The sequence below is a fragment of the Kitasatospora sp. NPDC091335 genome, assembly GCF_044757205.1.
Classification (GTDB): Bacteria; Actinomycetota; Actinomycetes; order Streptomycetales; family Streptomycetaceae; genus Kitasatospora.
Map to the genome: position 1 here is coordinate 107,082 of NZ_JBIVUM010000023.1, position 25,847 is coordinate 132,928.

27 protein-coding genes are annotated in these 25,847 nt (G+C 73.9%); 17 read left to right on the forward strand and 10 right to left on the reverse strand.

The genetic code is table 11. The features are described 5' to 3' along the window. Positions 1-24: 24 nt before the first annotated feature. Positions 25-633: a polysaccharide deacetylase family protein gene (locus ACIQOW_RS34885; protein WP_401091834.1), complete on the reverse strand. Its 609-nt coding sequence runs from the start codon at positions 631-633 to the stop codon at positions 25-27. Between the two features lie 533 nt (positions 634-1,166). Between ACIQOW_RS34885 and ACIQOW_RS34890 the strand changes: the two genes are divergently transcribed. Then, on the forward strand, positions 1,167-2,027 hold the full coding sequence (locus tag ACIQOW_RS34890; protein WP_188300970.1) for an SAM-dependent methyltransferase: 861 nt from the start codon (positions 1,167-1,169) through the stop codon (positions 2,025-2,027). Positions 2,028-2,071: 44 nt separating this feature from the next. On the opposite strand, the gene ACIQOW_RS34895 is transcribed toward ACIQOW_RS34890, so the two are convergent. Further along, entirely contained in the window at positions 2,072-2,941 is an 870-nt protein-coding gene (locus ACIQOW_RS34895; protein ID WP_401091837.1) for an Fpg/Nei family DNA glycosylase, read from the reverse strand. Positions 2,942-3,058: 117 nt separating this feature from the next. On the opposite strand from ACIQOW_RS34895, the gene ACIQOW_RS34900 reads away from it, so the two are divergent. The 5 genes from ACIQOW_RS34900 to ACIQOW_RS34920 all read left to right on the forward strand — a co-directional run bounded on the left by ACIQOW_RS34900 (position 3,059) and on the right by ACIQOW_RS34920 (position 6,511). Then, entirely contained in the window at positions 3,059-3,547 is a 489-nt protein-coding gene (locus ACIQOW_RS34900) for an SRPBCC family protein (protein ID WP_401091839.1), read from the forward strand. 90 nt (positions 3,548-3,637) lie between these two features. Beyond that, complete coding sequence (locus tag ACIQOW_RS34905; protein WP_401091840.1) at positions 3,638-4,315, forward strand: hypothetical protein; 678 nt, start codon at positions 3,638-3,640, stop codon at positions 4,313-4,315. Positions 4,316-4,435: 120 nt separating this feature from the next. Further along, a complete protein-coding gene (locus tag ACIQOW_RS34910) occupies positions 4,436-5,227 on the forward strand; it encodes a thioredoxin domain-containing protein (RefSeq protein ID WP_188300966.1) in 792 nt (263 codons plus the stop codon). Beyond that, positions 5,224-5,862 (forward strand): vitamin K epoxide reductase family protein, encoded by a 639-nt coding sequence (locus ACIQOW_RS34915; RefSeq protein ID WP_401091842.1) that lies wholly within the window; start codon positions 5,224-5,226, stop codon positions 5,860-5,862. The genes ACIQOW_RS34910 and ACIQOW_RS34915 overlap by 4 nt, the downstream gene beginning before the upstream one ends. A gap of 64 nt (positions 5,863-5,926) precedes the next feature. Next, on the forward strand, positions 5,927-6,511 hold the full coding sequence (locus ACIQOW_RS34920; protein WP_401091844.1) for a dihydrofolate reductase family protein: 585 nt from the start codon (positions 5,927-5,929) through the stop codon (positions 6,509-6,511). A 31-nt stretch (positions 6,512-6,542) separates the two neighbouring features. On the opposite strand, the gene ACIQOW_RS34925 is transcribed toward ACIQOW_RS34920, so the two are convergent. Then, on the reverse strand, positions 6,543-7,526 hold the full coding sequence (locus tag ACIQOW_RS34925; RefSeq protein WP_401091846.1) for an adenosine deaminase: 984 nt from the start codon (positions 7,524-7,526) through the stop codon (positions 6,543-6,545). Between the two features lie 142 nt (positions 7,527-7,668). On the opposite strand from ACIQOW_RS34925, the gene ACIQOW_RS34930 reads away from it, so the two are divergent. After that, positions 7,669-7,950, forward strand: coding sequence for a DUF6158 family protein (locus ACIQOW_RS34930; RefSeq protein WP_401091848.1), 282 nt, complete (start codon positions 7,669-7,671; stop codon positions 7,948-7,950). Between the two features lie 124 nt (positions 7,951-8,074). Further along, on the forward strand, positions 8,075-9,463 hold the full coding sequence (locus ACIQOW_RS34935; RefSeq protein ID WP_401091850.1) for an NADP-dependent succinic semialdehyde dehydrogenase: 1,389 nt from the start codon (positions 8,075-8,077) through the stop codon (positions 9,461-9,463). A 32-nt stretch (positions 9,464-9,495) separates the two neighbouring features. Here ACIQOW_RS34935 and ACIQOW_RS34940 read toward each other — a convergent pair whose 3' ends face one another. Further along, the gene (locus tag ACIQOW_RS34940; RefSeq protein ID WP_401091852.1) at positions 9,496-9,831 is read right to left on the reverse strand and encodes a hypothetical protein; all 336 of its coding nucleotides are present in this window, start codon (positions 9,829-9,831) and stop codon (positions 9,496-9,498) included. 57 nt (positions 9,832-9,888) lie between these two features. Then, positions 9,889-10,893: a Ku protein gene (locus ACIQOW_RS34945; RefSeq protein ID WP_401091853.1), complete on the reverse strand. Its 1,005-nt coding sequence runs from the start codon at positions 10,891-10,893 to the stop codon at positions 9,889-9,891. A 147-nt stretch (positions 10,894-11,040) separates the two neighbouring features. Here ACIQOW_RS34945 and ACIQOW_RS34950 point away from each other — a divergent pair, with 147 nt between their 5' ends. The 5 genes from ACIQOW_RS34950 to ACIQOW_RS34970 all read left to right on the forward strand — a co-directional run bounded on the left by ACIQOW_RS34950 (position 11,041) and on the right by ACIQOW_RS34970 (position 18,601). Beyond that, the gene (locus ACIQOW_RS34950) at positions 11,041-11,268 is read left to right on the forward strand and encodes a hypothetical protein (protein ID WP_401091854.1); all 228 of its coding nucleotides are present in this window, start codon (positions 11,041-11,043) and stop codon (positions 11,266-11,268) included. Between the two features lie 267 nt (positions 11,269-11,535). Beyond that, positions 11,536-12,975, forward strand: a complete 1,440-nt coding sequence (locus tag ACIQOW_RS34955; RefSeq protein WP_401091856.1) for an amino acid permease — start codon at positions 11,536-11,538, stop codon at positions 12,973-12,975. Positions 12,976-13,639: 664 nt separating this feature from the next. Beyond that, positions 13,640-14,305, forward strand: coding sequence for a transglycosylase SLT domain-containing protein (locus ACIQOW_RS34960; protein ID WP_401091858.1), 666 nt, complete (start codon positions 13,640-13,642; stop codon positions 14,303-14,305). 205 nt (positions 14,306-14,510) lie between these two features. After that, positions 14,511-15,515, forward strand: a complete 1,005-nt coding sequence (locus ACIQOW_RS34965) for a glycosyltransferase family 2 protein (RefSeq protein ID WP_401091860.1) — start codon at positions 14,511-14,513, stop codon at positions 15,513-15,515. A gap of 161 nt (positions 15,516-15,676) precedes the next feature. Then, positions 15,677-18,601: an FAD-binding and (Fe-S)-binding domain-containing protein gene (locus tag ACIQOW_RS34970; RefSeq protein WP_401091862.1), complete on the forward strand. Its 2,925-nt coding sequence runs from the start codon at positions 15,677-15,679 to the stop codon at positions 18,599-18,601. Here the strand turns inward: ACIQOW_RS34970 and ACIQOW_RS34975 are convergent. From ACIQOW_RS34975 to ACIQOW_RS34985, 3 genes are all read right to left on the reverse strand, one after another. After that, the gene (locus ACIQOW_RS34975; protein WP_401091864.1) at positions 18,598-19,113 is read right to left on the reverse strand and encodes a hypothetical protein; all 516 of its coding nucleotides are present in this window, start codon (positions 19,111-19,113) and stop codon (positions 18,598-18,600) included. The two genes, ACIQOW_RS34970 and ACIQOW_RS34975, sit on opposite strands and share 4 nt — an antisense overlap. A gap of 68 nt (positions 19,114-19,181) precedes the next feature. Beyond that, on the reverse strand, positions 19,182-19,631 hold the full coding sequence (locus tag ACIQOW_RS34980) for a CBS domain-containing protein (RefSeq protein ID WP_401091866.1): 450 nt from the start codon (positions 19,629-19,631) through the stop codon (positions 19,182-19,184). 199 nt (positions 19,632-19,830) lie between these two features. Next, a complete protein-coding gene (locus ACIQOW_RS34985) occupies positions 19,831-20,703 on the reverse strand; it encodes an SPFH domain-containing protein (protein ID WP_401091868.1) in 873 nt (290 codons plus the stop codon). Between the two features lie 161 nt (positions 20,704-20,864). On the opposite strand from ACIQOW_RS34985, the gene ACIQOW_RS34990 reads away from it, so the two are divergent. After that, positions 20,865-21,653 (forward strand): uracil-DNA glycosylase, encoded by a 789-nt coding sequence (locus tag ACIQOW_RS34990; RefSeq protein ID WP_401091869.1) that lies wholly within the window; start codon positions 20,865-20,867, stop codon positions 21,651-21,653. 25 nt (positions 21,654-21,678) lie between these two features. Here the strand turns inward: ACIQOW_RS34990 and ACIQOW_RS34995 are convergent, their stop codons facing one another. Then, on the reverse strand, positions 21,679-22,557 hold the full coding sequence (locus ACIQOW_RS34995; RefSeq protein WP_401091871.1) for a CHAD domain-containing protein: 879 nt from the start codon (positions 22,555-22,557) through the stop codon (positions 21,679-21,681). Positions 22,558-22,759: 202 nt separating this feature from the next. Here ACIQOW_RS34995 and ACIQOW_RS35000 point away from each other — a divergent pair, with 202 nt between their 5' ends. The 3 genes from ACIQOW_RS35000 to ACIQOW_RS35010 all read left to right on the forward strand — a co-directional run bounded on the left by ACIQOW_RS35000 (position 22,760) and on the right by ACIQOW_RS35010 (position 25,129). Next, positions 22,760-23,422, forward strand: coding sequence for a hypothetical protein (locus ACIQOW_RS35000; protein ID WP_401091873.1), 663 nt, complete (start codon positions 22,760-22,762; stop codon positions 23,420-23,422). A 154-nt stretch (positions 23,423-23,576) separates the two neighbouring features. Further along, entirely contained in the window at positions 23,577-24,389 is an 813-nt protein-coding gene (locus ACIQOW_RS35005; protein WP_401091874.1) for a thioredoxin domain-containing protein, read from the forward strand. An 89-nt stretch (positions 24,390-24,478) separates the two neighbouring features. After that, a complete protein-coding gene (locus ACIQOW_RS35010) occupies positions 24,479-25,129 on the forward strand; it encodes a vitamin K epoxide reductase family protein (RefSeq protein ID WP_188300498.1) in 651 nt (216 codons plus the stop codon). 7 nt (positions 25,130-25,136) lie between these two features. Here ACIQOW_RS35010 and ACIQOW_RS35015 read toward each other — a convergent pair whose 3' ends face one another. Continuing rightward, complete coding sequence (locus ACIQOW_RS35015; RefSeq protein ID WP_401091876.1) at positions 25,137-25,637, reverse strand: NUDIX domain-containing protein; 501 nt, start codon at positions 25,635-25,637, stop codon at positions 25,137-25,139. Between the last annotated feature and the right edge of the window lie 210 nt (positions 25,638-25,847).

The following is a 25,847-nucleotide window of genomic DNA, read 5'->3' on the forward strand; positions in this document are numbered from 1 at the left end:
ACCCCGGATTCACCCGAAATGCTCTCAGTTCGGCGGAGCCGTGAAGTAGTACCCCGAGTCGACGAGCACCGGCAGGTACGCCTTCAGAGCCGCCACCGTCTGTGACCGGTCCCCGCCGCCGTCGTGGTTGAGCACGATCGACCCGGGCCGGACGCCCTTGAGGACGCGGTCGGTGATCGCCGAGGTCCCCGGCCTGGCCCAGTCCCGCGGGTCCACCGACCACGCCATGTTCCGCATCCCGAGGTCGGCGGCCACCTGGAGCGACTCCGCGGACCAGTCCCCGCCCGGCGCGCGGAACCAGGTGGGCAGCCGGCCGGTGGTCCGGTGCAGCAGGTCGGAGGTGCGTTCCAGCTCGTCCCGCACCTTGGCCCCGGACAGGTGCCGCAGGTCCGGGTGGGTCCAGGTGTGGTTGGCGATGTGGTGGCCGCGGTCCGCGATCTCCCGCACCAGCGCCGGGTGCTCGACCGCGTTCTCGCCGATCAGGAAGAACGTCGCCCTGATCCCGTACTGCTCGAACAGCGCCAGCACGGTCGGCGTGTACCGGGAGTCGGGACCGTCGTCGATGGTGAGCGCCACCACCCGCTGCGCCGGGTCCAGGTCGTACACCGGCTTGCTCTCCGCCTCGGTGAGCACCCGGCGCACCGGCACCGCGCTCGGCGCGGCGGACGGGGGCGGGGCGGACGAGGGCGCGCCCCCCGAAGGCGCGGCGGACGGCGGTGGGGCGGACGAGGGCGTGCCCTCCGGGGCCGCCGCCGAGGGCGCGGCCGGAGCGGCGCCGGGCCCGTCGGGCGCCCCCTCGGGCCCCGCCGAGGCGGACGGGGCGACCGCATCGGCCGCCCCCGCTCCGCCCTCCCCGCCACCCCAGGGGTTCCGGCATCCGGCAGCCGCCCCCAAAAGGGACATTCCGGCCGCAACCAACAGCAATCTTCGCGAAGTAATCTGACGATCTGACAGCATTCTGGATGCTTCCCCCGGCCGTCACCGCGGTTCCCCGGGGGCAACTCAGACGGACCCGATCACCACTCCGACGGCCCAGGCGCGACGGGCGCACACCCCGCGTCCCGATCCCTTCCGCAGATCTTCCCCGACCGGACGCTTCACCTCCCGTCCGGACCGCTACGCTGTGCCTTCCCCAGTGTGATGATCTGCCATCAGAGGACGTGGCCATGACGACAAGTCAGGACTTCCCCCACCAGGGCCCGCAGGAACAGGACCCCGCCGAGCTGAGCCAGTGGGAACGTTTCGGCGTCGACACCACCGCCCCGCACTCTGCGCGCGTGTACGACTACTGGCTGGGAGGGAAGACCAACTTCCCGCCCGACCGCGCCATGGGGCAGGCCATCGAGCAGGCCGTGCCGAGCGTCAAGGAGATGGCCAAGGCCAACCGCGCCTTCCAGGGCCGGGCCGTGCGCTATCTGGCCCAGGAGCACGGCATCCGCCAGTTCCTCGACCTCGGCACCGGCATCCCGACCTCGCCGAACACCCATGAGATCGCCGAGGCGGTCAGCCCCGGCACCCGGGTGGTCTACGTCGACAACGACCCGATCGTGCTCGCCCACGCCCGCGCGCTGATGGTCTCCAGCCCGGCCAGCCGCACCACCTACATCCACGCCGACCTGCGCAAGCCCGAGGAACTGTTCGCCGACCCGGCGCTCACCGCCACCCTCGACCTCACCCAGCCGGTCGGCCTGCTGATGATCGCCGTCCTGATGCTGATCGCCGACGCGGACGACCCGTGGGGCCGGGTCGCCGCCCTGCGCGACGCCCTGCCGGCCGGCAGCTGCATCGCCCTGACCACCCCCACCCCGGACTTCGACCCCGAGGCCGTCGGCAAGGTCGCCGAGGCCGCCCGGGCCGGCGGGATGACGCTGGTGCCGCGCGGCTACGACGACGTGGTCCGCTTCTTCGACGGCTGGGAGCTGGTCGAGCCGGGCGTCGCCCCGGTGCTGGCCTGGCGCCCGGACGGCGAGCCCCCGGCCGACCCGAAGGCCGCGTACTACTGGGGCGGCGTCGCGATCAAGCGCTGACGCCCGCGAACCCGGGGGGACGAGCCGCACGCCGTCCCCCCGGGTCACTTCAGCAGCCGCGAGAGCCGCCGGTCGGCGAGCGGTCTGCCACCGGTCTGGCAGGTCGGGCAGTACTGCAACGAGGAGTCCGCGAAGGACACCTCGCGGATGGTGTCCCCGCAGACCGGACAGGGCTGACCGGTCCGGCCGTGCACCCGCAGCCCGAGCTTCTTCTCCGCCTTCAGCTCCCCCGCCGCCAGCCCGCGCGAGCGCTCCACCGCCTCGCGCAGCGTGCCGCCGAGCGCCTCGTAGAGCCGGGCCACCTCCTCCTCGCCCAGGCTCGCGGCCTGCTTGTACGGCGACATCCGGGCCGCGTGCAGCACCTCGTCCGAGTAGGCGTTGCCCACCCCCGCCAGCGCGCTCTGGTCGCGCAGGAGGCCCTTGAGCCGGCGCCGGTCCCCGCCCAGCAGCGCGGCGAAGTCGGCCAGGGTGAAGGCCGGGTCCAGCGGGTCGGGGCCGAGCCTGGCCACCCCGGGCACCTCGGCCGGGTCCCGCACCACGTAGACCGCGAGCCCCTTCTTCGAGCCGGCCTCGGTGAGGTCGAAGCCGTCCCCCGCCTCGCCCGCCAGCCGCACCCGCAGCGCCAGCGGGTTGCGCGGGCTCGGCCGCGGCGGCTCGGCGGGCAGGCCGTCCTTCCAGCGCAGCCAGCCGGCCCTGGCCAGGTGGATCACCAGGTGCAACCCCTCGGCCTCGATGTCCAGGAACTTGCCGCGCCGGCCCACCGGGCCGACCGTCCGCCCCTCCAGCGCCGTCACCGGCGGGTCGTACGTCTTCAGCGCGCTGATCGCCACCGGCTGCACCCGGGCGATCACGCGCCCGGTCAGCCGCTCGGACAGGAAGGCGCTCAGCGCCTCGACCTCGGGCAGCTCCGGCATGCGCCCAGTCTCCCGCAGCCCGCGTTCCGTCGCCCGTCGCCCGTCACACGCGCTGCCCCCCTTGGCCGGCTCCGGCCCCGAGGCGCAGGCTGGAACGGAGGGAGGTACCGCGCCACCATGAGCACCCTTGAGGAACAGATCGACATCGCCGTCCCCGTCCTCGCCGCCTGGGAACAGCTGCACCGGGTGCACGAGTACCCGCAGTTCGTCGACGGCGTCCGCAGCGCCCACCCGCACGGCCGCAACCTCGCGCACCTCGGGGTGCGGATCGGCGGCGCCGAGCGCTCCGTCGACACCGAGATCACCGACCGCGGCCGGGGCCGGGTGATGGCCTGGCGGACGCTGGACTCCGTCCGGCTGCGCGGCGCCTTCGCGCTGCTGCCGCTCGACGCCGGGCACACCCGGGTGCAGATCCGGGTGGAGTACGACCCGGACTCGATGCACCGGGAGTTCGGCGGGCCGCGCGGCTTCGCCCAGGCGGGGGCGGTCGAGCGGGCCGTACGCGAGGACCTGGACCACTTCAGGGAACTGGTCGAGACGCGGGGTGAACGGAGCCGCCGACGGTCGCCCGGACTCCCCCGACGCCGCCCCTCCGACTCCCCGTGAACACCCGTAAGCGCCGCATAAGCCCAGCTCAGCACGGTTGGTGAGGCTCTTCACAGCCGGCCGTCCGGCAGACCGTTCCACTTTCAACCTGTGGCAGACTCGGATGCCATGGACATCGGCCCGGTCACCAGGACGCTCCGCGCGGCGGTCTTCGCCGCGCTGGTCGTGCTGCTCGCCGGGCTCGGCCAGGTGCTGGTCACCGGCCGCTCGCTGCCGGTCGGCCCGATGCTGCTGGCCGCCACCGCGGTCTTCGCGGTGGCCTTCGCCCTGGCCGGCCGCGAGCGCGGCTACCCGGCGATCGCGGCGGTCTTCCTGCCCCTGGAGCTGGGCGCCGGCGCGCTGTTCGACCTCGCGCAGAGCACCTGTCCCTCCCTGCCGCCCGGCGCCGGGCACGGCCTCCAGCCGCTGCTGTGCGGCGGCGGCTCGCTCGGCGGCCTGCTGCTCGGCCACGGCGTCTCCCCGCAGACCGCCGTGCTGCTGCTCCTGCTGCTGCACACGGTGATCGCGCTGGCCGGCGCCTACTGGCTGCGCCGCGCGGACGCCGCGCTGTGCTGCCTGGCCGGCACCGCCCGGATGCTGGGCGGGTTCCTGCACCGCCACCTGCCGGCTGCCGCCCGCTGGCTGCGGCTGCTGACCGCTCCGCGGCCGGCCCGTCCCGTGGTCCGGGTGCCGTTCCCCCGGGCCAGCCGCGCGCTGGTCCCCGCCGAGGACGTCGTCGTCCGCCCGGCCGTCCGGCGCGGTCCTCCGGTGTTCGCCCTGGCCGTCTGAGCCGTCCGAGCCGCGGGTATCCCGCCCGCTCGGTCCCGCCCGGTCGGCCGTCTCTCTCCCGCGCGGGCCCCGACGGGCCGCGCGCCTCCCCGTACGCCCGAGAGCACAGGACGACACCCCATGAGCAACACCCGCAAGACCGCCACGAAGGCCTCCGCCACCGACCGGATGCGGGCCGCCCGCCTCCAGGCCGAGCGCTCCGACCGGATCCGCCGCCGGGTGGTGGTCGGCGGCGCCTCCGCCGCCGTGCTCGCCCTCGTGGCGGGCGTGGCCTTCGCCGTCGGCGGCTCCTCCGGCTCCGGTCCGGGCGCCGCGAACGGCCCGCTGGTCGTCCCGGCCAACGCGAGCGGCACCGGCGGCACCGTGATCACCTACGGCAAGGCCGACGCCCCGCACACCCTGGAGGTCTACGAGGACTTCCGCTGCCCGTTCTGCGAGCAGCTGGAGACCACCACCGGCAAGGCCGTGCAGCAGCTCGCCGACGACGGCACGTACAAGGTCGAGTACCACCTGGCGACGTTCCTGGACAACAACCTCGGCGGCAAGGGCTCGCGCACCGCGCTGGCCGCGGCCGGCGCCGCGCTGAACGAGGGCGTGGACAAGTTCAAGCAGTTCCACGACGTGCTCTACGCCAACCAGCCGGACGAGCGCAGCGACGCCTTCGGTGACGTCAACCACCTCCTGGACCTGGCCGGCCAGGTGCCCGGTCTGAAGACCGACGGCTTCGTCAAGGCCGTCCAGGAGGGCACCTACGTGCCGTGGGCGGCCAAGGTCAACGAGCAGTTCAACAAGAGCGACGTGACCGGCACCCCGACCGTCAAGCTGGACGGGAAGAAGCTGGACGTCCTCACCAACGGCAAGGCCGTCTCCCCCGAGCAGTTCACCGCGATGGTCAAGCAGGTGACCGGATGACGGCCGGCTCCGCCGCCGTACGGCCCGAGGCCACCGGGCCCCGGACGTACGGCGCGAGCCGCCCGTTCGCCTGGCTGCTGCTGATCGGCGGCGCGGTCGGCCTGTTCGCCTCGGCGGTCCTCACCCTGGACAAGATCCGGCTGCTGAAGGACCCGTCGTACGTCCCCAGCTGCAACATCAACCCGATCATCAGCTGCGGTTCGATCATGCGCAGCGACCAGGCCGAGGCCTTCGGCTTCCCCAACTCGCTGATCGGGCTGGTCGCCTTCGGGGTGGTGATCGCGGTCGGCGCCGGGCTGCTGTCCGGGGCGGCGTACCGGCGCTGGTTCTGGCTCGGCCTCCAGGCCGGGACGGTGTTCGGGGCCGGCTTCGTGACCTGGCTGATGTACCAGGCGCTGTACCGGATCGGCGCGCTCTGCCCGTACTGCATGGTGGTGTGGGCCGCGGTGATCCCGCTGTTCTGGTACACCACACTGCACAACCTGCGCTCGGGCGTGATCCCGGTGGGCCCGCGCCTGCGGGTGGCCGTCCGGGAGGCGGCCCGCTACCACTGGGTCGTCCCGGCGCTCTGGTACGCGGTGATCGCGCTGCTGGTCCTCGACCGGTTCTGGTACTACTGGAGCACCCTGATCTGATCCCGTCCGCCGCCCTCTCCTCCGACCCGGGGCGGGCGGCGGCCATTCCTCCCGGTGGGGTGCCATGCGACGCAGGATCGTGCTCTTCGTCTCCCTATCGGTCGACGGCTACTTCGAGGGCCCCGACCACGACCTCGGCTGGAACCTCGTCGACGACGAGGTGCACACCCACTTCAACCGGGAACTCGCCCGGATGGGTGGTTTCGTCTCCGGCCGGGTGACACACGAACTGATGGCCTCCGTCTGGCCCACCGCCGACCGGGACCCGGACGCCGACGCCCCGATGATCGAGTTCGCGGGCATCTGGCGCGCGATGCCGAAGACCGTCTTCTCCCGCACCCTCGAACGCGCCGACTGGAACACCACCGTCGTCCGCGAGGTCACCCCCGAGTCGGTCGCCGCCCTCACCGCCGGCCCCGGCGGGGACCTCGCCCTCAGCGGCGCGAACCTGGCCGAGTCCTTCCTCGCCCAGGACCTCGTCGACGAGTTCCGCCTCTACGTCCACCCCGTCGTGCTCGGCCGCGGCACCCTCTTCTTCCGCCCGGGCGGCCACCCCACCCCGCTCACCCTGAAGGACACCCACCGCTTCACCAACGGCGTCACCCTGCTGCACTACGAGCGCCGCGGCCCGTCACCCCTGGACGGGTGACGGGCCGCGGCGACGGACGGGCAGGGCCGGGTCAGAAGACGTACGCCTCGACCTCGGCCAGGAGTTCCGCCCGGCGCCGCTCGCCGATGAACGAGGCGCGGAAGGAGTTCGCGGCCAGCAGGCGCAGGGTCTCCCGGTCGAGGGCGAGGGCCTCGCGCACGGCACGGAAGTTGTCCTCCACGTAGCCGCCGAAGTACGCCGGGTCGTCGGAGTTGACGGTGACCAGCAGCCCGGCCTCCAGCATCTCGCGCAGCGGGTGGTCGGCGAGGGTGTCGATGCAGCGCAGCCGGACGTTGGAGAGCGGGCAGAGGGTCAGCGGGATCTGCTCGCGCACCAGGCGGGCGACCAGCTCGCCGTCCTCCAGGCAGCGCAGCCCGTGGTCGATCCGCTCGACGCCGAGGACGTCCAGCGCCTCGGTGATGTACGCGGCCGGGCCCTCCTCACCCGCATGGGCGACCCGGCGCAGCCCGGCCTCGGCGGCCCGGCGGTACACCTCGCGGAACTTCACCGGCGGGTGGCCGACCTCGGCGGAGTCCAGGCCGATGCCCGCGATCCGGTCGAAGTACGGGCGGGCGGCCTCGAAGGTCTCCAGCGCGGACTCGGCGGACTCGTCCCGCAGGAAGCACATGATCAGCTGGGTGCTGATGCCGTACCGCTCCTCGCTGCGCTCCAGCGCCCGGGTCAGTCCGTCCACCACCACGCCCAGCGGCACCCCGCGCGCGGTGTGCGCCTGCGGGTCGAAGAAGATCTCCGCGTGCCGCACGCCCTGTTCGGCGGCCCTGGCCAGGTAGGCGTCGGCGAGGTCGGCGAAGTCCTCCTCGGTGCGCAGCACGGCCATCAGCGCGTAGTAGAGGTCCAGGAAGGACTGGAGGTCGCTGAAGGAGTACGCCTCGCGCAGCGCCTCGGTGTCGGTGTACGGCAGCCGGACGCCGTTGCGGGCGGCGAGCTCGAAGGCGAGTTCGGGCTCCAGGGTGCCTTCGATGTGCAGGTGGAGTTCGGCCTTGGGAAGCGGCATGTGCGATCTGTCCGAGCTGTAGCGGGTGGTCCTGGAAGGTGCTGACGGATTCATCCTATGATCCGCGCCCCGGCGAACGGGTGCACCGGCGGCGGTCGGCGGGCACCCTGGAGGAGGGGACTTCCGCCGAGGAGGCACCGAGATGCGGCACGCCGACGACCCGCACATCCGACCCGCGGGCATCTCCGCGCACGCCCTGGGCAACGACACGCTCCTGCACGAGCTGGAGCAGCTGCACCGCACCCGCCACGAGACCTTCCTGTACGGCTCGGAGGACGCGCTGAAGCGGCACACGCTGCGCACCGGGGAGCTGGAGGCCGAGTACCTGCACCGCTTCCCCAACCGGCAGGTCACCGCGGCGCGGACCAGGTCGGGGGCCAGGGCCAGGGAGGCGGCCGCCCGGGTGGAGTCGCTGCCGGAGTGAGCCGCGGCGGCCGCGCGCCCGGCGGGACACGCCGGGTGCGCGGTGGCGTGCCCGGAGCCGGGCCGTCGGGGAGGGTGTGAGGGCAGACGCGCACCGGACCCGAACCTCCACCTGGGAGCCCCGCATGCCCATCGCCAGCGTCAACCCCGCGACCGGCGAGACCCTCCAGACCTTCGAAGCACTCGACGCGGCCGGGATCGAGCACCGGCTGGCCCGCGCCGAGGCCGCCTTCCGCCGCTACCGCGAGACCTCCTTCGCCGCCCGCGCCGGGCTGCTGCGCCGCGCCGCCGACCTCCTGGACCACGACCGGGAGCTGGTCGCCCGCATCATGACCGAGGAGATGGGCAAGCCGCTCGCCGCCGCCAGGGCCGAGGCCGCCAAGTGCGCGAAGGCGATGCGCTGGTACGCGGACAACGCCGAGGCGCTGCTCGCCGACGAGTACCCGGCCGCGGCCGACGTCGCCGACTCCGGCGCCGCCCGCGCCTATGTCCGCTACCGCCCGATCGGCGCCGTCCTGGCCGTTATGCCCTGGAATTTTCCCTTCTGGCAGGTTCTCAGGTTCGCGGCACCGGCCCTGATGGCGGGCAACGTGGGCCTGCTCAAGCACGCCTCCAACGTGCCGCGCACCGCGCTGGCGATCGAGGAGCTGTTCCGGCGGGCCGGTTTCCCCGAGGGCTGTTTCCAGACCCTGCTGATCGGCTCGGGCGCGGTGGAGGGCGTGATCCGGGACCGCCGGGTCGCCGCCGTCACCCTGACCGGCAGCGAGCCGGCCGGGCGGGCGGTCGCGGCCACCGCGGCGGACGTGGTGAAGAAGGCCGTCCTGGAGCTGGGCGGCAGCGACCCGTTCGTGGTGCTGCCGAGCGCCGATCTGGACGCCGCGGTGGCGACCGCCGTCCGGGCCCGGGTGCAGAACAACGGCCAGTCCTGCATCGCCGCCAAGCGCTTCGTCGTGCACACCGACGTGTACGCCCGCTTCACCGCCGCGTTCACCGAGGCGATGCGCGCGCTGAAGGTCGGCGACCCGATGGACGAGGGCACCGACGTCGGTCCGCTGGCCAGCCGCCAGGGCCGGGACGACCTGGAGGAGCTGGTCGAGGACGCCCGCACCCGCGGCGCCCGGGTGGAGTGCGGCGGCGGGCGCCCCGAGGGCTGGGACACCGGCTGGTTCTACGAGCCGACGGTGCTGACCGGCATCACCCCGGCGATGCGGATCCACCAGGAGGAGACCTTCGGTCCGGTCGCCACCGTCTACCGGGTGGCCGACCTGGACGAGGCGGTGGCGGTCGCCAACGACACCCCGTTCGGGCTCAGCGCCAACGTCTGGACCACCGACGCGATCGAGCAGGAGCGCTTCGTCCGGGACATCGAGGCCGGCGGGGTGTTCTTCAACGGGATGACGGCCTCCCACCCGGCGCTGCCGTTCGGCGGCGTCAAGCGTTCCGGGTTCGGGCGGGAGCTGTCCGGGCACGGGATCCGGGAGTTCTGCAACATCACCACGGTGTGGATCGGCTGAGCCCTCCCGGACCCCCGCTCACCCCGGCCGGGTCAGGACGCCATCCGGTGCCGGCCCGGCCCCGGGGTCATCCAGCGGGCGACCACGCCCCCCATCGCGACGACCGTCAGGCCCCAGAAGATCGCCATCGGCACCAGCACCGGCAGCAGGCTCACCTGGACGGCGATCATGCCGAGGCCGACCGAGAGCGCGATCATGAACGTCACCACGGTGGGGCTGAGGCTGAGCAGCCAGTGCCAGAGGCGGTGCCCGAAGCCCCGGGCCCTCCGGGCTTCGGGGCCGGTGTCGGCGTCGGCCTGGGCCTCGGCCTGGGCCTCGGCCTGGGCCTCGGCCTGGGCGTCGAGTTCCTTGTAGGTCAGCAGGTCCATCGGGATCGCCTCCAGTGCTGGACGGCTGGACGGGAGGAACGCCTGGCCCGGGGAGGGTCAGGAGGCCTTGCGGGGAGCCGTGGACTTCCGGGTGGTGGTCTTCTTCGCCGCCGGGCTCTTCGCCGCCGAGCTCCCGGCAGAGCTCTTTGCGGAACTCTTTGCGGAGGTCTTCGCGGAGGTCTTCGCGGGGGCCGCCTCCGGAGCCTCCGAGGCGGCTGCCTTCTTCGCCGGGGACCGCTTGCGCGGCGCGGGTTTCTCCTCCTCGGCGCCGTCGTCGGCACCCCGCCCGCCCTTGGCCCGCTTGAGGCTGCTGCGCAGCGCCTCCATCAGGTCGATCACGTTGTCCGGCGCCTCGCCCGGCTCCTCCTCGTGCGGGATCTCCACGCCCTCCAGCCGCGCGGTGATCACCTGCTGGAGCGCCTGCTGGTAGTCGTCGTGCAGCTGGGCCAGGTCGAAGTCCTCGGAGAGGGTGTCCATCAGCGACCGCGCCATCTTCAGCTCCTGCGGCCGGACGGTGACGCCCTCCTCGGGCGCGATGCCGGCCACCGGGCGGACCTCGTCGGGCCAGATGCAGGTCTGGAGCACCAGGGTGTTGTCGTGCACCCGCAGCACCGCGGGCGACTCCCTGGTGCGCAGCGCGATCTTGGTGACGGCGATCTGCCCGGACTCGGTGAGCGCGTCGCGCAGCAGCGCGTACGGCTTGGCGGCGGCCTTGTCGGCGACGCCCACGTAGTAGGCCTTGGAGAACATCAGCGGGTCGATCTCGCCCTCGTCCACGAAGGCCAGCACGTCGATGATCTTCTTGCTGGGCAGCGGCAGGTCGGCGAGGTCCTCGTCGGAGAGCGTGACGGTCCGCCCGTCGGGAGACTCGTACCCCTTGGCGATCTCCGCGTACGGGACCTCCTTCTCCTCCCGCTCGCAGTACCGCTTCATCCGCACCCGGCCGCCGTCCTTCGCGTGCACCTGGTGCAGCGGGACGTCGTGCTCCTGGGTGGCGGAGTACAGGTGGACGGGGATGCTGACCAGCCCGAAGCTGATCGTCCCCTTCCAGGTGGTCTGCATGGGGTCGCTCCTGACCGGCGCCGGGTGCCGGCCGGCTCCGAGAACGCTCGGGATGCTCCTACGACATGTCCCGAGAGTCCCACTCTGCCCGGATTCGCGGCGATCGGCCACACCGCGCCGACAATGGGACCGAGGAGGTCGATGCGGATGATCGCCCGGAGCCCGGAGGGCGGGGACCAGGCGCCGCCGCCGGAGCGGTACGGCTACCTGGTGACGTACGCGGTGCGGGGCGAGTCCGGCGTACGGCGCGCGGAGGTGACCGTGCTGCCCGGATACTCGCAGGAGACGGACATCCCGCGGATCCTGGCCGCCCGGCTGACCGGGCGACCGGCGGACGAGACGTCCGTCACGATCCTCGACGTGCGGCCGGTCTGACCGCCCACCCCGGGGCGATGTGAGCCCCGACAGAGCTTGGGAACCCTTCCGAAGGCTGACGATGTGTCAGATTTGAGGTTTTCATGCCACTTTCGCACCCGCTCTGACCAGGGCTTTTGTGTCCGTTGAGCGAACAGTTACCAAAAGATTGTTCCGATCATCGGTGCATAGAAGTTAGGTTGCGACGCAATGCGCGGGTCAGTCCCCCACCCTCCGGCGCGTCGAGCCGAGGGACAACGCCGCGCTGGAAAGGCACAGGGCACCCTGATGAGTGCGGACACCACCAAGCCCACGACGGCCACGAAGGTCCCCCACCAGCCGGGGCCGGCCGGGAACGGCGGCGACGGCCACCTGAAGGCCGGGCTCAAGAACCGCCACCTGTCGATGATCGCCATCGGCGGCGTGATCGGCGCCGGTCTGTTCGTCGGCTCCGGCGCGGGCATCGCGACCACCGGACCGGGCATCCTGCTCTCCTACGCACTGGCCGGCGCGCTGGTCGTCCTGGTGATGCGGATGCTCGGCGAGATGGCCGCGGCCGACCCGCAGAGCGGCTCCTTCTCGGCGTACGCGGACCGCGCGCTCGGCCGCTGGGCCGGCTTCTCCATCGGCTGGCTGTACTGGTTCTTCTGGGTCGTGGTGCTCGCGGTCGAGGCCACGGCCGGCGCGAAGATCCTCAACAACTGGGTCCCCGGCGTCCCGCAGTGGGGGTGGGCGCTGATCGTGATGGGCGTGCTGACCGCCACCAACCTCTTCTCGGTCGCCTCCTACGGGGAGTTCGAGTTCTGGTTCGCCGGGATCAAGGTGGTCGCGATCGCCGCGTTCCTGGTGATCGGCACCCTCGCCGCCTTCGGCCTGCTGCCCGGCACCCACGCGGTCGGCGCCAGCAACCTGACCGGGCACGGCGGCTTCCTGCCGCACGGGGTGGGCGCGGTGTTCACCGGCATGCTCACCGTGGTCTTCGCCTTCATGGGCAGCGAGATCGTCACCCTGGCCGCCGGCGAGTCGGAGAACCCGGAGAAGGCGGTCAGCAAGGCCACCAACAGCGTCATCTGGCGGATCGGGATCTTCTACCTGGGCTCGATCCTGCTGGTGGTCACCCTGCTGCCCTGGGACTCCGCCGACGTCAAGGCCAGCCCGTACGTGGCGGTGCTGGACCACATCGGCATCGCGGGCGCCGGCCAGGTGATGGACGTGATCGTGCTGACCGCGGTGCTGTCCTGCCTCAACTCCGGGATGTACACCGCCTCCCGGATGGCCTTCTCGCTCGGCCAGCGCGGGGACGCGCCCAAGGCCTTCGCGACGGTGACCCCGCGCGGCGTGCCGCGGGTGGCGATCCTCTCCTCGGTGGTCTTCGGCTTCGTCGCGGTGTTCTTCAACTACACCTCGCCGGACACCGTGTTCGCCTTCCTGCTCAACTCCTCCGGCGCCGTCGCGCTCTTCGTCTGGCTGGTGATCTGCGCGACCCAGCTGCGGATGCGCAAGATCATCGAGCGCGAGATGCCCGAGCGGCACACCGTGCGGATGTGGCTGTACCCGTACCTGACCTGGACGGCCATGGGCATGATCGGGTTCGTCATGGTGTACATGTTCACCGACGCCGACGGGCGCAAGCAGATGTACCTGTCGCTGGTCGCCGCAGCTATCGTGCTGGCGGCCTCGGCCGTGGTGGGCCGACGGCGGCGGGCCGCGGTGGCGGCGGGCTCCTGACCCGTCCGCCCCGCGCGGGAACGCCGGGCCCGGGAGCCGTTGCGGAGGCTCCCGGGCCCGGCGCCGTTTCTTCCCGCGCCCCACGCCCCCTGGGCCCCGCTTCGCTCCCGTACAGCCGGGGCGGGGCGCCGTGACCGGCCGCTCACGCTGCGCCGATGCCGCCCCCGCGAACGTGTGAGCCCGCCCACAGGGGCATCCCCACGTACGACCCCCGATAGTGGACGAGCGCCCCGGAGCCCCCTCCGCTCCACCGCCGGGCCACCCCGGCCGGAGTGCCCGCGACCGCGTCCCGCCCGAAGGACGCAGGCCACCGCACCTGGCGCCCTTGCGTTCCACCACCGCTCCCCGGCCTCGCCCCACAGGCTCGCAATACGAACAAACTCCACCAAATCAACCGCCGATCACTGCTGCGCCCGCCCTGCAACCACGACTCGGCGTAGTAGCGGACCCCTTTGCCACCCGTCCCCGGCCCTGCCAAGAATGGCCCGTCGCCGGGCAGCGCGACCGACCACCCCCGCCGCGCAGCCCGTCCGCCCCGCCGCTTCGGCCGGGGCGCCACGGCCGTCCAGGGCGGCCGCACCGGCCCCGCTCACCCGGAGCCGCCGCGATGCCCCGCCCCCGGTGCCACCGGCACGGCCCCCGACGGAGAAGGATCGTCCGCCTCATGCAGCTCAGCCAGCTCAGCCATGCCCGCCGCAACTCCCTGATCACCGGCATCGCCACCCTCGTGGTCGCGAGCGCCGCCACGGCCGCCCTCGCCATCCCGCAGGCCGGGAACACCACCACCGAGGCCGCCCCCGTGGCGGCCGTCGCGGTGGACGGCGAGCCGGTCGCCGACCAGGGCCAGGCCGACACCGCTGCTGCCGCCGCTGAGCAGGCCGCCCAGGAGGCCCAGGCCAGGGCCGACGCGGACGCCGCCGCCCAGGCCCAGGCCCAGGCCGAGGCGCAGGCCCAGGCGGACGCCAAGGCCAAGGCCGACGCCGAGGCCGCCGCCTCCCGCTCCCAGGAGCGCCAGAACCTCGCCGCGGCCCCGGCCGGCTACTCCGGCACCCCGCAGCAGATCGCCGCCCAGATCGTCCCGGCCGGCCAGCTCCAGTGCTTCAGCAACATCGTCTTCCGCGAGAGCAGCTGGAACCCGCTCGCCGTCAACGCCTCCTCCGGCGCCTACGGCCTGGTCCAGGCCCTGCCCGGCTCCAAGATGGCCTCCGCCGGCGCCGACTGGCGCACCAACCCGGCCACCCAGATCAAGTGGGGCCTGGACTACATGAACACCCGCTACGGCAGCCCCTGCGCCGCCTGGTCGTTCTGGCAGAACCACCACTGGTACTGAGCCGCCCCGTTCGGCCCCCGGGCCCGCGACGCACCCCGCGTCGCGGGCCCCGGCGCGTATCGCCGCAGGTCGGGACGGGCGTGGACACGCCCGGAAGGCGGCGTGAAGATATGGCGCACACTCGTACGATTTGTCGGTGATTGCGGGGAAATACCCGCCGTCGAGCCTTTGCCACGGTTCGCGGGCCCTCTTACGCTCCGGCGTCATGCCCTCACCCCTGATCAGCGTCGTGCTCCCCGCCTACGACCGGCAGAAACAGCTCGCCGACTGCCTGGACTCGCTGCTCGCGCAGTCCCTGGCCGACGTCGAGGTGATCGTGGTCGCCGACCGCTCCCCCGAGACCGCGGCCGGGCTCGCCGACGCCTACGCGGCGCGGCACCCGCGGGTGTCGGTGCTGCACCTGAACGCGGCGGTCGGGGTCGGGGCGAGCCGCACCGCGGGGGCGGCGCGGGCGGCCGGCGAGTACCTGCTGTTCCTCGACGCCGACCACCTGCTGCCCAGGGACGCGCTCCAGGCGCTCGCCGACCGGCTCCGGCAGACCGGCCCGGTGGACGTGCTGCTGTTCGGCCACTCCCGCCGCCACCAGGACCGGGACTGGCCCGGCGGAGCCGAGGCGCTGCTCGCGGAGGCGGGCCCCGAACCCTTCGCCCCCTTCGACCGGCCCGCGCTGTTCGGCGCGCCGCCGCTGATCTGGGACCGGCTGATCCGCCGCGACCACTGGGCCGGGCTGGGCCTGGCCTTCCCGCCCGGCCGCCACGAGGAGGTCCCGGTCGTGCACGCGGCCCTGCTCGGCGCCCGGAAGGCCGCCGTGCTGGCCCGGGAATGCGTCCAGCTGCGCCGCAGGGAGACCGTCCATCCGGCGGGCGGCCCCGGCAGCAGCGTCTTCGACCTGTTCGAGCAGTACGAGCGCAGCTTCGCCCTGCTGGAGGACCAGCCGCACCTGTACGCGGTGCGCGAGGCACTGTTCGTCCGGATGATCCGGCACTACCTGTTCGTCTTCGACCTGGCCGGCTGCGTCTCCCGCGTCGAGCGGCCGCAGTTCTTCCACCGGGCCGCCGAGCACCACCGGCGCTTCCAGCCGCCCGGCCACCGTCGGCCGGGCGGCCGCGAGGGGATCAAGTTCTCGCTGCTGGCGGGCGGCGCCTACCCGGCCTTCGAGGTGGCCAAGCTCTCCCACATCGCGCGCGGCACGCTCACCGGGCGGAAATAGCGCGCGCCCGCCCGGCCCTCACCTCGGCGGGCGGCCGGGGCTCCCGGCGGGTGCCGCGCGACACCCCGTCGGCGGTACCCCCGTCGCGCCCGGTACCGGTCCGGGCCGGTGCCTGGAATCATCGGCGGGGCCGTCGCCGCACCCGCCCCGGGAGGTCCCTGGTGAGCCGTCCGTCCGCCGACCCGGGGGCCGCGCTGGCCCGTGAGCTGGCCGCCGTGCTGCGCGGCGAGGTCCGCTTCGGCGCCGCCGAGCGCACCGTCTACAGCCAGGACGCCTCCAACTACCGGCAGTTGCCGCTCGGCGTGGTCAAGCCCGCCGACCTCGACGACGTGCGCACCGCGCTGGCGCTCTGCCGCGCCCACCGGGTGCCGGTGGTCGCGCGCGGGGCCGGGACCAGCATCGGCGGGCAGGCGATCGGCCCGGGCGCGGTGGTGCTGGACTTCCGCCGCCACCTCGGCGCGGTGCTGGAGGTCGACCCGGAGGCCCGCACCGCGCGGGTCCGGCCCGGCACCGTGCTGGACGACCTCCAGCGCGCCGCCAGGCCGTACGGGCTGCGTTTCGGCCCCGACCCGTCCACGCACAGCCGCTGCACCCTCGGCGGCATGATCGGCAACGACTCCTGCGGCTCGCACTCGCTCGCCTGGGGGCGCACCGCCGACAACGTCGAGCGGCTGGAGCTGCTGCTCGCGGACGGCACCGAGCTGACCGTCGGCGGTCGGCTCACCTCAGGGGAGCGCGCCGCGCTCGCCGCGCAGGGCGGTCCGGTCGGCCGACTCCACACCGGGCTCCAGGAGTTCACCGACCGCAACCTCGCGGTCATCCGGCAGGGCATGCCGCAGCTGCCCCGCCGCACCTCCGGCTACCCGCTGGACGCCCTGCTGCCCGAGCACGGCCACGACCTGGCCAGGGCGCTCACCGGCACCGAGGGCACCTGCGCGCTGCTGCTCGGCGCCACCGTCCGGCTCGTCGAGGACCCGCCCGCCCGGGCCCTGGTGGTGGCCGGCTACCCCGACGAGGGCGCCGCCGCCGACGCCGTCCCCGCCCTGCTGCCGTACGGTCCGCTGACCGCCGAGGGCATGGCCGCCGACCTGATCACCGCGCTGCTCGCCGCCGGGCCCCGCCCGCCCGCGCTGGACCGGCTGCCCGCCGGCGAGTGCTGGCTGTTCCTGGAGACCGGCGGCGCCACCCCGCTGGAGGCCTACCAGGCCGCCCGCACCCTGGCCGACGCGGTGCGCCGCGAGCGGTCGGCCACCGTCGCACTGGTCACCGACCCGGTCGAGCAGCGCCAGCTGTGGGCCGTCCGGGAGGCGGGCGCGGGGATCGTCACCCGGCTGCCGGGAGGCGGCGAGGCCTGGCCCGGCTGGGAGGACTCCGCCGTCCCGCCCGAGCGGCTCGGCGACTACCTGCGGGACCTGCGCGCCCTGCTGCGCCGGCACAGCCTGCACGGCGTCCCGTACGGGCACTTCGGCGACGGCTGCGTACACCTGCGGATCGACTTCCCGCTGGACGAGCCCCAAGGAGTGCTGGTCTTCCGGGAGTTCCTGGAGCAGGCCGCCGACCTGGCGGTCTCCCACGGCGGTTCGCTCTCCGGCGAGCACGGCGACGGGCAGGCCAGGGCCGAGCTGCTGCCGCGCATGTACCCGCCCGAAGTCATCGCCCTGTTCGGCGAGTTCAAGCGGATCTGGGACCCGGAGAACCTGCTCAACCCGGGCGCGCTGGTCGACCCCCGCCCGCTCGACGCCGACCTGCGCTTCGTCACCACCCCGCCCCGCACACTGCCGCTGGCCCTCCCGTACGCGCAGGACGGCGGCAGCCTGGTCACGGCGGTGCACCGCTGCGTGGGCGTCGCCAAGTGCGTGGCCCCGGGCAGCGGGGTGATGTGCCCGAGCTACCTGGCCACCGGCGAGGAGCGGCACTCCACCCGGGGACGGGCCCGACTGCTCGCCGAGATGCTGCGCGGGATGGGGGCACCTCCCGGCCACCGGGACGGGGGAGCGGTCCCGGGCGGCTGGCGCTCGGAGGAGGTCAGGGAGGCGCTGGACCTCTGCCTGAGCTGCAAGGGCTGCGCGAGCGACTGCCCGGTCCACGTCGACATGGCGACGTACAAGTCCGAGTTCCTGCACCAGCACTACCGGCACCGGCCGCGCCCGCTCGCGCACTACTCGATGGGCTGGCTGCCGCTCTGGCTGCGGGCCGTCGCGCTCGCGCCGGGGGCCGCCAACACGCTCGCCCGCTCCCGGGCCGGCGGGCTGCTCAAGCGGCTCGGCGGGATCGACGGGCGCCGGGTGCTGCCGGTCTTCCCGCCGGAGACCTTCACCGCCTGGTACCGGCGGCACCGCGCCGGCCGTCCGGCCCCGGCGGGCGCCCGGTCGGTGCTGCTGTGGCCGGACACCTTCTCCGACCACCTCCAGCCGGACGTGCCGCGCTCGGCCGTCGAGGTGCTGGAGCACCTGGGCTTCGACGTCAGGCTGCCCCCGGGCCCGGTGTGCTGCGGTCTCACCTGGTACTCCACCGGCCAACTCGGCACCGCCCGGCGGGTGTTGAGGCGCAGCCTGCGGGTGCTCGAGGCGGCCGGGCTCCCGGCCGACACCCCCGTGGTCGGCCTGGACCCGAGCTGCACCGCGACCCTGCGCGAGGACCTGCCCCGGCTGCTCGGCGCGGACGGCCGCCCGCTCGCCGACCGCACCCGGACCTTCGCCGAGTTCCTCGACGAGCACGCCCCGGACGCCCCGCTCCCCCGGATCGGTCTGGACGCCGTCACCCAGACCCACTGCCACCAGCACGCGGCGCTCGGCAGCGCCGCCGACCGCCGGGTGGAGGCCAGGCTCGGTCTGAACAACCGGGTGCTGGACGCCGGTTGCTGCGGCCTGGCGGGCAACTTCGGCTTCGAGCGGGGCCACTTCGAGGTGTCCGAGGCCATCGCGGAGCGGGTGCTGCTGCCCGAGGTCCGGGCCGCCGGGCCGGAGACGGTGGTCCTGGCGGACGGCTTCAGCTGCCGCACCCAGATCGCCCAACTCGCCGACGGGCGCCGGGCCCTGCACCTGGCGGAGCTGATCGCCCGGGAGCTGCGCGCGGCGCGTCCCTAACCTTCCGCGTGCGCGGCGAGGAAGGCCCCGGCGTGTGCCGCGGCCTCCTCCCTGCTCCGGAGTCCGGTGGACGCCTCGCCGGTCGCGCCGTCGGCGCCGACGGCCGTCCAGCGCCAACCGCCGGAGGCCTCGTCCTCGTCCAACTCGGCGGTGCCCCCGAACAGTTCGAGCGATCCCGGCCGCGCCGGCGGACGGCTGACGGCCTCCGGCCACTTCTTCCTGGCGCCCTGCCTGGTGATGCCCCAGGCGGCGCCGAGCTGCTCGTAGCCGGCGCCGTAGGAGCCCGCCGTGGCGGCCGCGACCGCGGTGAGCCGCTTGACCTCCGCGTCCACCAGCTTCCAGGCGGACAGCACGGAGAGGGCGACCTCGACCGGCTCGGCGTTCCACATCCGCTCCGCGGGCAAGCCCCCGCTCGCGCGGGAGCGCACGGCGGCGGCGAGCGGGTCGAGCGCGCCGAGCAGGGCCGTGGCCAGCTCGGCGCGCTCCTCATGAGTGATCTCCACAGACGTCATACCGACAACTCTAGTTGTCGAATCCATTCTCGACAACCAAAGTTACCGACGGGCCGCGCACGGGAGTGTCAGCCCTGGGCGGCCCCGGCCGGCGACTGCTCCGCACAGACCGCCGAGACGAACTCGGCCACCCGCGCCTGCGGCAGCCCGCGCGCGATGTCCGCCTCGCTGATCATGCCGACCAGCTTGTGCTCCGGGTGGTTGATCACCGGCAGCCGGCGCACCTGGTACTGCTCCATCACCCGCAGCACCTGCTCGCAGTCCTCGTCCGCCTCCACCGTCATCGGCCGCCCCTGCGCCAGCTCCCCCGCCGTCACCGACGCCGGGTCGCGCCCCTCGGCGACACAGCGCAGCACGATGTCGCGGTCGGTCACGATGCCCAGCAGCTTGTCGCCCGGCCCGCAGATGGGCAGGGCGCCCACGTCGCGTTCCCGCATGATCCGGGCGGCGTCCGCGAGCGTCTCGTGCTCACGGATGCACTCCGCGCCCGGGTGCATGATGTCGCCGGCTCTGGTCATGGTCCGCCTCCTGACCTGGCTTCCCGTCCCCTCGTCCATCGTGGTCCGCCCGGACGGCCGTCGCCACCGGGCGGCGCGCTCAGGAATCCCCGTCCGGCCCGGTGCGGGCGGCCCGCTCCACCCGACCGTCCACCGACTCCGGGCGGTCCACCGGGGACTGCTCCAACACCTCCTCCAGGGGCGGGAGTTCGCGCTTCGGCTACTCGGGTCCGAGCTCCTCCTCCGGGACCTCGCCGCTCTCCACCGCCTCCTCCGCGGCCTTCGCCCCGGCCGCGGCCGCCGCGGCCGTCAGCAGGTTCCGCTGCTGCACCTCCGTCGCGCTGTCCAGGAACCGCAGCAGCTCCACCGGGAAGGGCAGCACCAGCGTCGAGTTCTTCTCCGCGGCCACCTCCACCACGGTCTGCAACAGCCGCAGCTGGAGCGCGGCCGGGGTCGCGCTCATCACCGCCGCGGCCTCCGACAGCCGCTCCGAGGCCTGGAACTCGCCGTCCGCCGTGATGATCCTGGCCCGCCGCTCCCGCTCGGCCTCCGCCTGCCGGGCGATCGAGCGCTTCATCGACTCCGGCAGCGCGACGTCCTTGATCTCCACCCGGTCGATCTCGATGCCCCAGCCCAGCGCCGGGCTGTCGATCATCAACTCCAGTCCCTGGTTGATCGGTTCGCGGTTGGCCAGCAGGTCGTCCAGCTCGCTCTTGCCGATGATCGAGCGCAGCGAGGTCTGGGCGACCTGGGAGATCGCGAAGTTGTAGTCCTGCACGTTGACGGTGGCCTTCACCGGGTCCTGCACCCGGAAGTAGACCACCGCGTCCACCCGGACGGTCACGTTGTCCCTGGTGATGCCCTCCTGCGCCGGGATCGGCATCGTCACGATCTGCACGTTCACCTTGCGCAGCCGGTCCGCGACGGGCATCAGTGCCACCAGCCCCGGATCGCGCACCTCCTCGCGCACCCGCCCGAAGCGGAACACCACGCCCTTCTGGAACTGCTGGACGACCCTGATGCTCAGCCCCGCCCAGATCGCCCCCAGCCCGGCCAGCCCCCCGATGGCTCCCAGCACCGCTTCGACGATCATCGCGGCCTCCTCGCGGCCCGCGCCCTGCGCGCACACCGACGTGCCCGGCCGCTGCCGACCCGACCGGCCGGGGCCGCCGGAACACCTGGTTCCACGCTACGCCTGCCCGCACGACGGCGGACCGAACGTCCCCCGGCCCCCGAAACCCTAGGATCGTGGCCATGCCGACCGTGGCCGTGCCCCCGTCCCCCGCCGACGACCCCGACGACCCCCGCCACCCCGCGGAGGCCGCCGCCCTGGCCCCCGGCCTCACCGCGCTGGACCGCGTCGTCACCGGCTGCCGGGCCTGCCCCCGCCTGGTCGAGTGGCGCGAGGAGACCGCCAGGACCAAGCGCCGCGCCTACCTGGACTGGGACTACTGGGCCCGGCCCGTCCCCGGCTTCGGCCCGCCGGACGCCCCGCTCGTCCTGGTCGGCCTCGCCCCCGCCGCCCACGGCGCCAACCGCACCGGCCGGATCTTCACCGGCGACCCCTCCGGCGACCTGCTCTACGCCGCCCTGTACGAACTCGGCTTCGCCAACCGCCCCGAGTCCGTCCGCCACGGCGACGGTCTGGAGCTGTCCGGCGTACGGATCACCGACCCGGTCCGCTGCGCCCCGCCGGACAACAAGCCCAGCACCGCCGAACGCGACACCTGCCGGCCCTGGATCACCCGGGAACTGGAGCTGATGCGCCCCACCGTACGGACGGTCGTCGCCCTCGGGGCCTTCGCCTGGCAGGCGATGCTCCCGGTGATCGCGGAGGCCGGCTGGCGGGTCCCCCGCCCCCGCCCGGCCTTCGGCCACGCCGCCCTGGCCACCTTCCCGGCCCGCGACGGCGGCCCCGGCCTGCGGATGTACGGCTGCTACCACGTGAGCCCGCGCAACACGAACACCGGCCGGCTGACCACCGCGATGCTGCACGACCTGCTGCGCGAGGCCGCCCGCTCGGCGGGGCTCACCCCGCGGTAGCGGGCTCCCGCCGGCCCGCGTCCGCCTACCCGAACCGCGTCAGCTTCCGCTTGCCCGCCCGCCGCCAGACCTCCGGCAGCCGCTCCCTGGCGGCCCCCTCGGTGGCCAGCTGGCGACCGTACAGGGCGCCGTAGCCGAACGGTTCGCCCCCGCTCGCGGCCTGGGCCGCGAGCGTGCTCGCGGCGACCACGGCGTCCTGGTGCTCACCCAGCACCTCCTGGACGTCCTTCATCCGCCGCGCGAAGCGCTCGGCCCTGGCAACGGCCGCCGGGGCCGCGGTCTCACCGGCGTAGCGGGCGCGCTTGGCCGCCTTGCGGGCCTCGTGGAGGGCCCGGTCCCGCTCCTCGGGGGCGGCGGCGAGGGCCGCGCGGACGCGTTCGGCGGTGCGGTGCTGCTCCCGGGCGGCGAACCGGGAGAGCTCCCGGAGGGCGCCGCGCGCGGCCCGCGGGCGCAGCGGCGGGTCGGCCAGCAGGGTGGCGAGGGCCTCGCCGAGGGCCCGGCGGCGAGGGCTGTCCAGGGCCGCGACCACCTCGGGCCAGACCTTGCGGTACTCGGCCTCGCCCCACCGCTCCAGCGCCGCGGCGACCCGCTGCGGCGCGCACTCGGCGGGCAGCTCCCGGGCCTCGGCGGCCAGCCGTGCGGCCAGCACCTCGCGGTCCCGCGCCCCGCCGAGGGCGGCGGCGAGCCAGCGCAGCTCGGCGACCAGCTCGTCGGTGGCGCCGGCGGTGAACAGCCGCCGGAAGGTCCGCAGGGCGCTGCGCAGCCGCCGGCAGGCGACCCGCATCCGGTGCACGGCGTCCGGCTCGTCGGCCCGGACGGCGTCGTCCAGCTCCGCCAGCACCACCGCCTGCGCCCCGATCCGGGCCAGCAGGACCTGCCCCACCGTGGTCTCGGGTTTCGCCATGTGCGCTCGCCCCCTCGTCGGGTCAGCGGGAACGCCTTCCAGGCTAGTGCGCGTACGGCCGCTGTCGAGTCCGCCGGAGGCCCTGCCCGAGACCCTGCCGGAGACCTCACGGGAGACCTCTCAAGCCACTGAGGACACGTCAGCCGGACCAGGGACCTACGGGCCCTCGTGCGGATGTGAGCGCCATGGCATACTCCGGAGCGTGACGACCTCCTCCCCCTCGACCAGGGCCCTGCGGGCCGCGGTGTTCACCGCGCTCGCCGTGCCCATGGCCGCGTTGGGCCAGGTGGTCATCACGGGCCGCCCGCTGCCGCTGCCGCTGGTGGCCTCGGCGGGCGTCGTCGTCTTCCTGGTCGCGGCCGTGCTGGCCGGCGGGGAGCGGCGGATGCTGCACATCTCCGGCGTGATGGTGCCGGTCGAGCTGCTGCTCAACACCACGTTCAACCTGGGCCAGACCGGCTGTGCGCCGGTGCTGACCGGCCAGGTGCCCGCCCGCGGCGTGAACCTGCTGGTCTGTGGCGGCGGTTCGGTGGACGGCTCGCTGCTGGGCCACGTCGGGCAGTTGGCACCGGCGGCGACCCAGCTGCTGCTCCTGCTGGCGCACCTGGTGATCGCGCTGGCGGCCTCGGCCTGGCTGCGGCTGGGCGACGCGGCGCTGTCGGGCCTGGCCCGGGCGATGCGCACGCTGCGCGAGTCGCTGGCCGCCCCGCTGCACGCCCTGGTGGTCCTGCTGACCCCGGCTCCGGTCCGCCCGGTGCTGCGGGTGCCGCTGCCGGTGTCGGACCGCCCGCGGCCGCGCCGCGAGGATGTGCTGCTGAGCCCGGCACCCCGGCGTGGTCCGCCCGCCTTCGCGCCTGCCTGCTGATCGCCCTTCCCCCTCCGATCAACCCCGTACCCGGCCGGACGGCCCCGGTACGCCCGCAGGCAGTGCGCACGACTCCCGCGTTCACCCGGCCCCGCCGCACCCCGTGCGGTTTCCCGCGCGCACCCGCGCGCCGCGTACAGGAGTTGACTTCCCCATGGCTCAGACCCCCAGCAAGCAGCAGGCCAAGCGCGTCAGTGCCCGTGAGCGGATCCAGGAGGCGCAGCGCCGCGAGCAGCAGGCCGGCAAGCGCCGTCAGCGGATCGTGGTGGCGGTCTCGGCCGTCGCCGTCCTGGCCCTCGCGGGCGGCGTCGCCGTCGCGGTCAACTCGGCCTCGGACAAGAGCGACAAGGGCACCGCGGCCGCTTCGGCACCGTTCGTCGCGCCCGCCAACGCCTCCGGCCCGGACGGCACGGTGATCACCTACGGCAAGGCCGACGCCCCGCACACCATGGAGATCTACGAGGACTTCCGCTGCCCGATCTGCAAGCACTTCGAGGCGGCGAACAGCGAGACCGTCAAGAAGCTCACCGAGGACGGCCAGATCAAGGTGGAGTTCCACCTGGCGGCGTTCCTGGACAAGAACCTCGGCGGCAAGGGCTCGCGCACCGCGCTGGCCGCCGCCGGAGCCGCGCTGAACGAGGGCGTGGACCAGTTCAAGGCGTTCCACGACGTGCTGTACGCCAACCAGCCGGACGAGCGCGAGGACGCCTTCGGCGACGTCGACCACATCCTGGACCTGGCCGGCCAGGTGCCCGGGCTGAAGACGGACGCCTTCGTGAAGGCGGTGACCGACAGGACCTACGCCCCGTGGGCGGCCAAGGTCTCCGACGCGTTCAACGGCAGCGGTGTGACCGGCACCCCGACGGTCAAGGTGGACGGCAAGACGATCTCCCTGTTCGCCGGCAACGCCGTGGTTCCGGCCGAGCAGTTCACCGCGCAGGTGAAGCAGGCCGCCGGCCTCCGGTAGGCCGGGCCCCGCACCGTACGGCACAACCCGGCCCGGCCGAACATCCGGCCGGGCCGGCTCCTCCCAGCCAGCCACCGGAGTGTGCTGCCATGACCGCCGCTACCACCGTGCACCTGTCCCGCTCCGAACCCGACGACGCCGGCCGGGCCCCGGTCGGCGCGAGCCGCGCCTACGCGTTCCTGCTGTTCCTCGGCGGGCTGGTCGGGCTGGCCGCCTCGGCCGTCCTGACCTTCGACAAGCTCCGCATCCTGGAGAACCCCTCCTACGTCCCCAGCTGCAACCTCAACCCGGTCATCAGCTGCGGCTCGGTGATGCGCACCGACCAGGCGGAGGTCTTCGGCTTCCCGAACCCGCTGCTCGGGCTGGCCGCCTTCGGCGCGCTGACCGCGATCGGCGCGGGGCTGCTCTCCGGTGCCGCGTACCGGCGCTGGTTCTGGCTGGGGCTGAACGCGGGCACCGCGCTGGGCGTGGTGTTCGTGCACTGGCTGGTCGACCAGGCGCTGTACGACATCGGTGCGCTGTGCCCGTACTGCATGGTGGTCTGGGCGACGGTGGTGGTGCTGTTCTGGTACACCACGCTGCACAACCTGCGCTCCGGCGTCATCCCGGTGGGCCCGCGGCTGGCGGTGGCCGTCCGGGAGGCGGCGCGGTACCACTGGGCGCTGCCGGTGCTGTGGGCGGCGGTGATCGCGCTGCTGGTGCTCAACCGGTTCTGGTACTACTGGAGCACCCTCCTCTGACCGTCCCTCACCCCACGTACCCGTGGGAGTGCAGCAGTGCGGCGGCGCCGGTCCGCCGGGCCTCCAGGGCCCCGGCGAGCCGGCGCGCCGCACCGGGCTGCAGCAGGACGGCGGCCCGCGCCGGGGTGAAGTACCCGTGGTCGGCGACCTCCTCGGGCTGCGCCCTGACCACCGCCCCGGGGGCGACCGTGCCTCCGTCGAACATGAACTGCACGGCGGGGTGGGCGTGTTCGCCCTGGTCGGGGATGGCTTCGCGCCACTCCACCACGAGCAGCCGCAGCGGCCCGACCGCCAGCCCGGTCTCTTCGTACAGCTCCCGGGCCGCGCACTCGGCGGGCCCCTCCCCCGGGTCCATCCCGCCGCCGGGGAACTGCCACTGGTCGCGGTAACTGGCCTTCAGCAGCAGGACCTTGCCCGCCGCGTCGGTGAGCAGCACGCTGCACCCGACGTAGGCGCGCACCATCCCGGCGAGCCACTCCTCCTCCGAGAGTGCCCAGGTGTCCGTCATCGTGCCCCTCCGCCGACCGCCGTCCTCGGGGACAATCTGCCGCGATCCCCGCCCGCCAAACGGCGGTTCACGCGCAGTCCACCCGAACGAGTGCCGACGGGGGCGGCTCGGGCCGGCTAGTGAGCTGGTTCGGAGATTCTTGAGCAGTAGCGGCAGATCCGTTCGATGATCTGGTCTGCGGTCTTGGTCCATTTGAACGGGCGGGCGCTG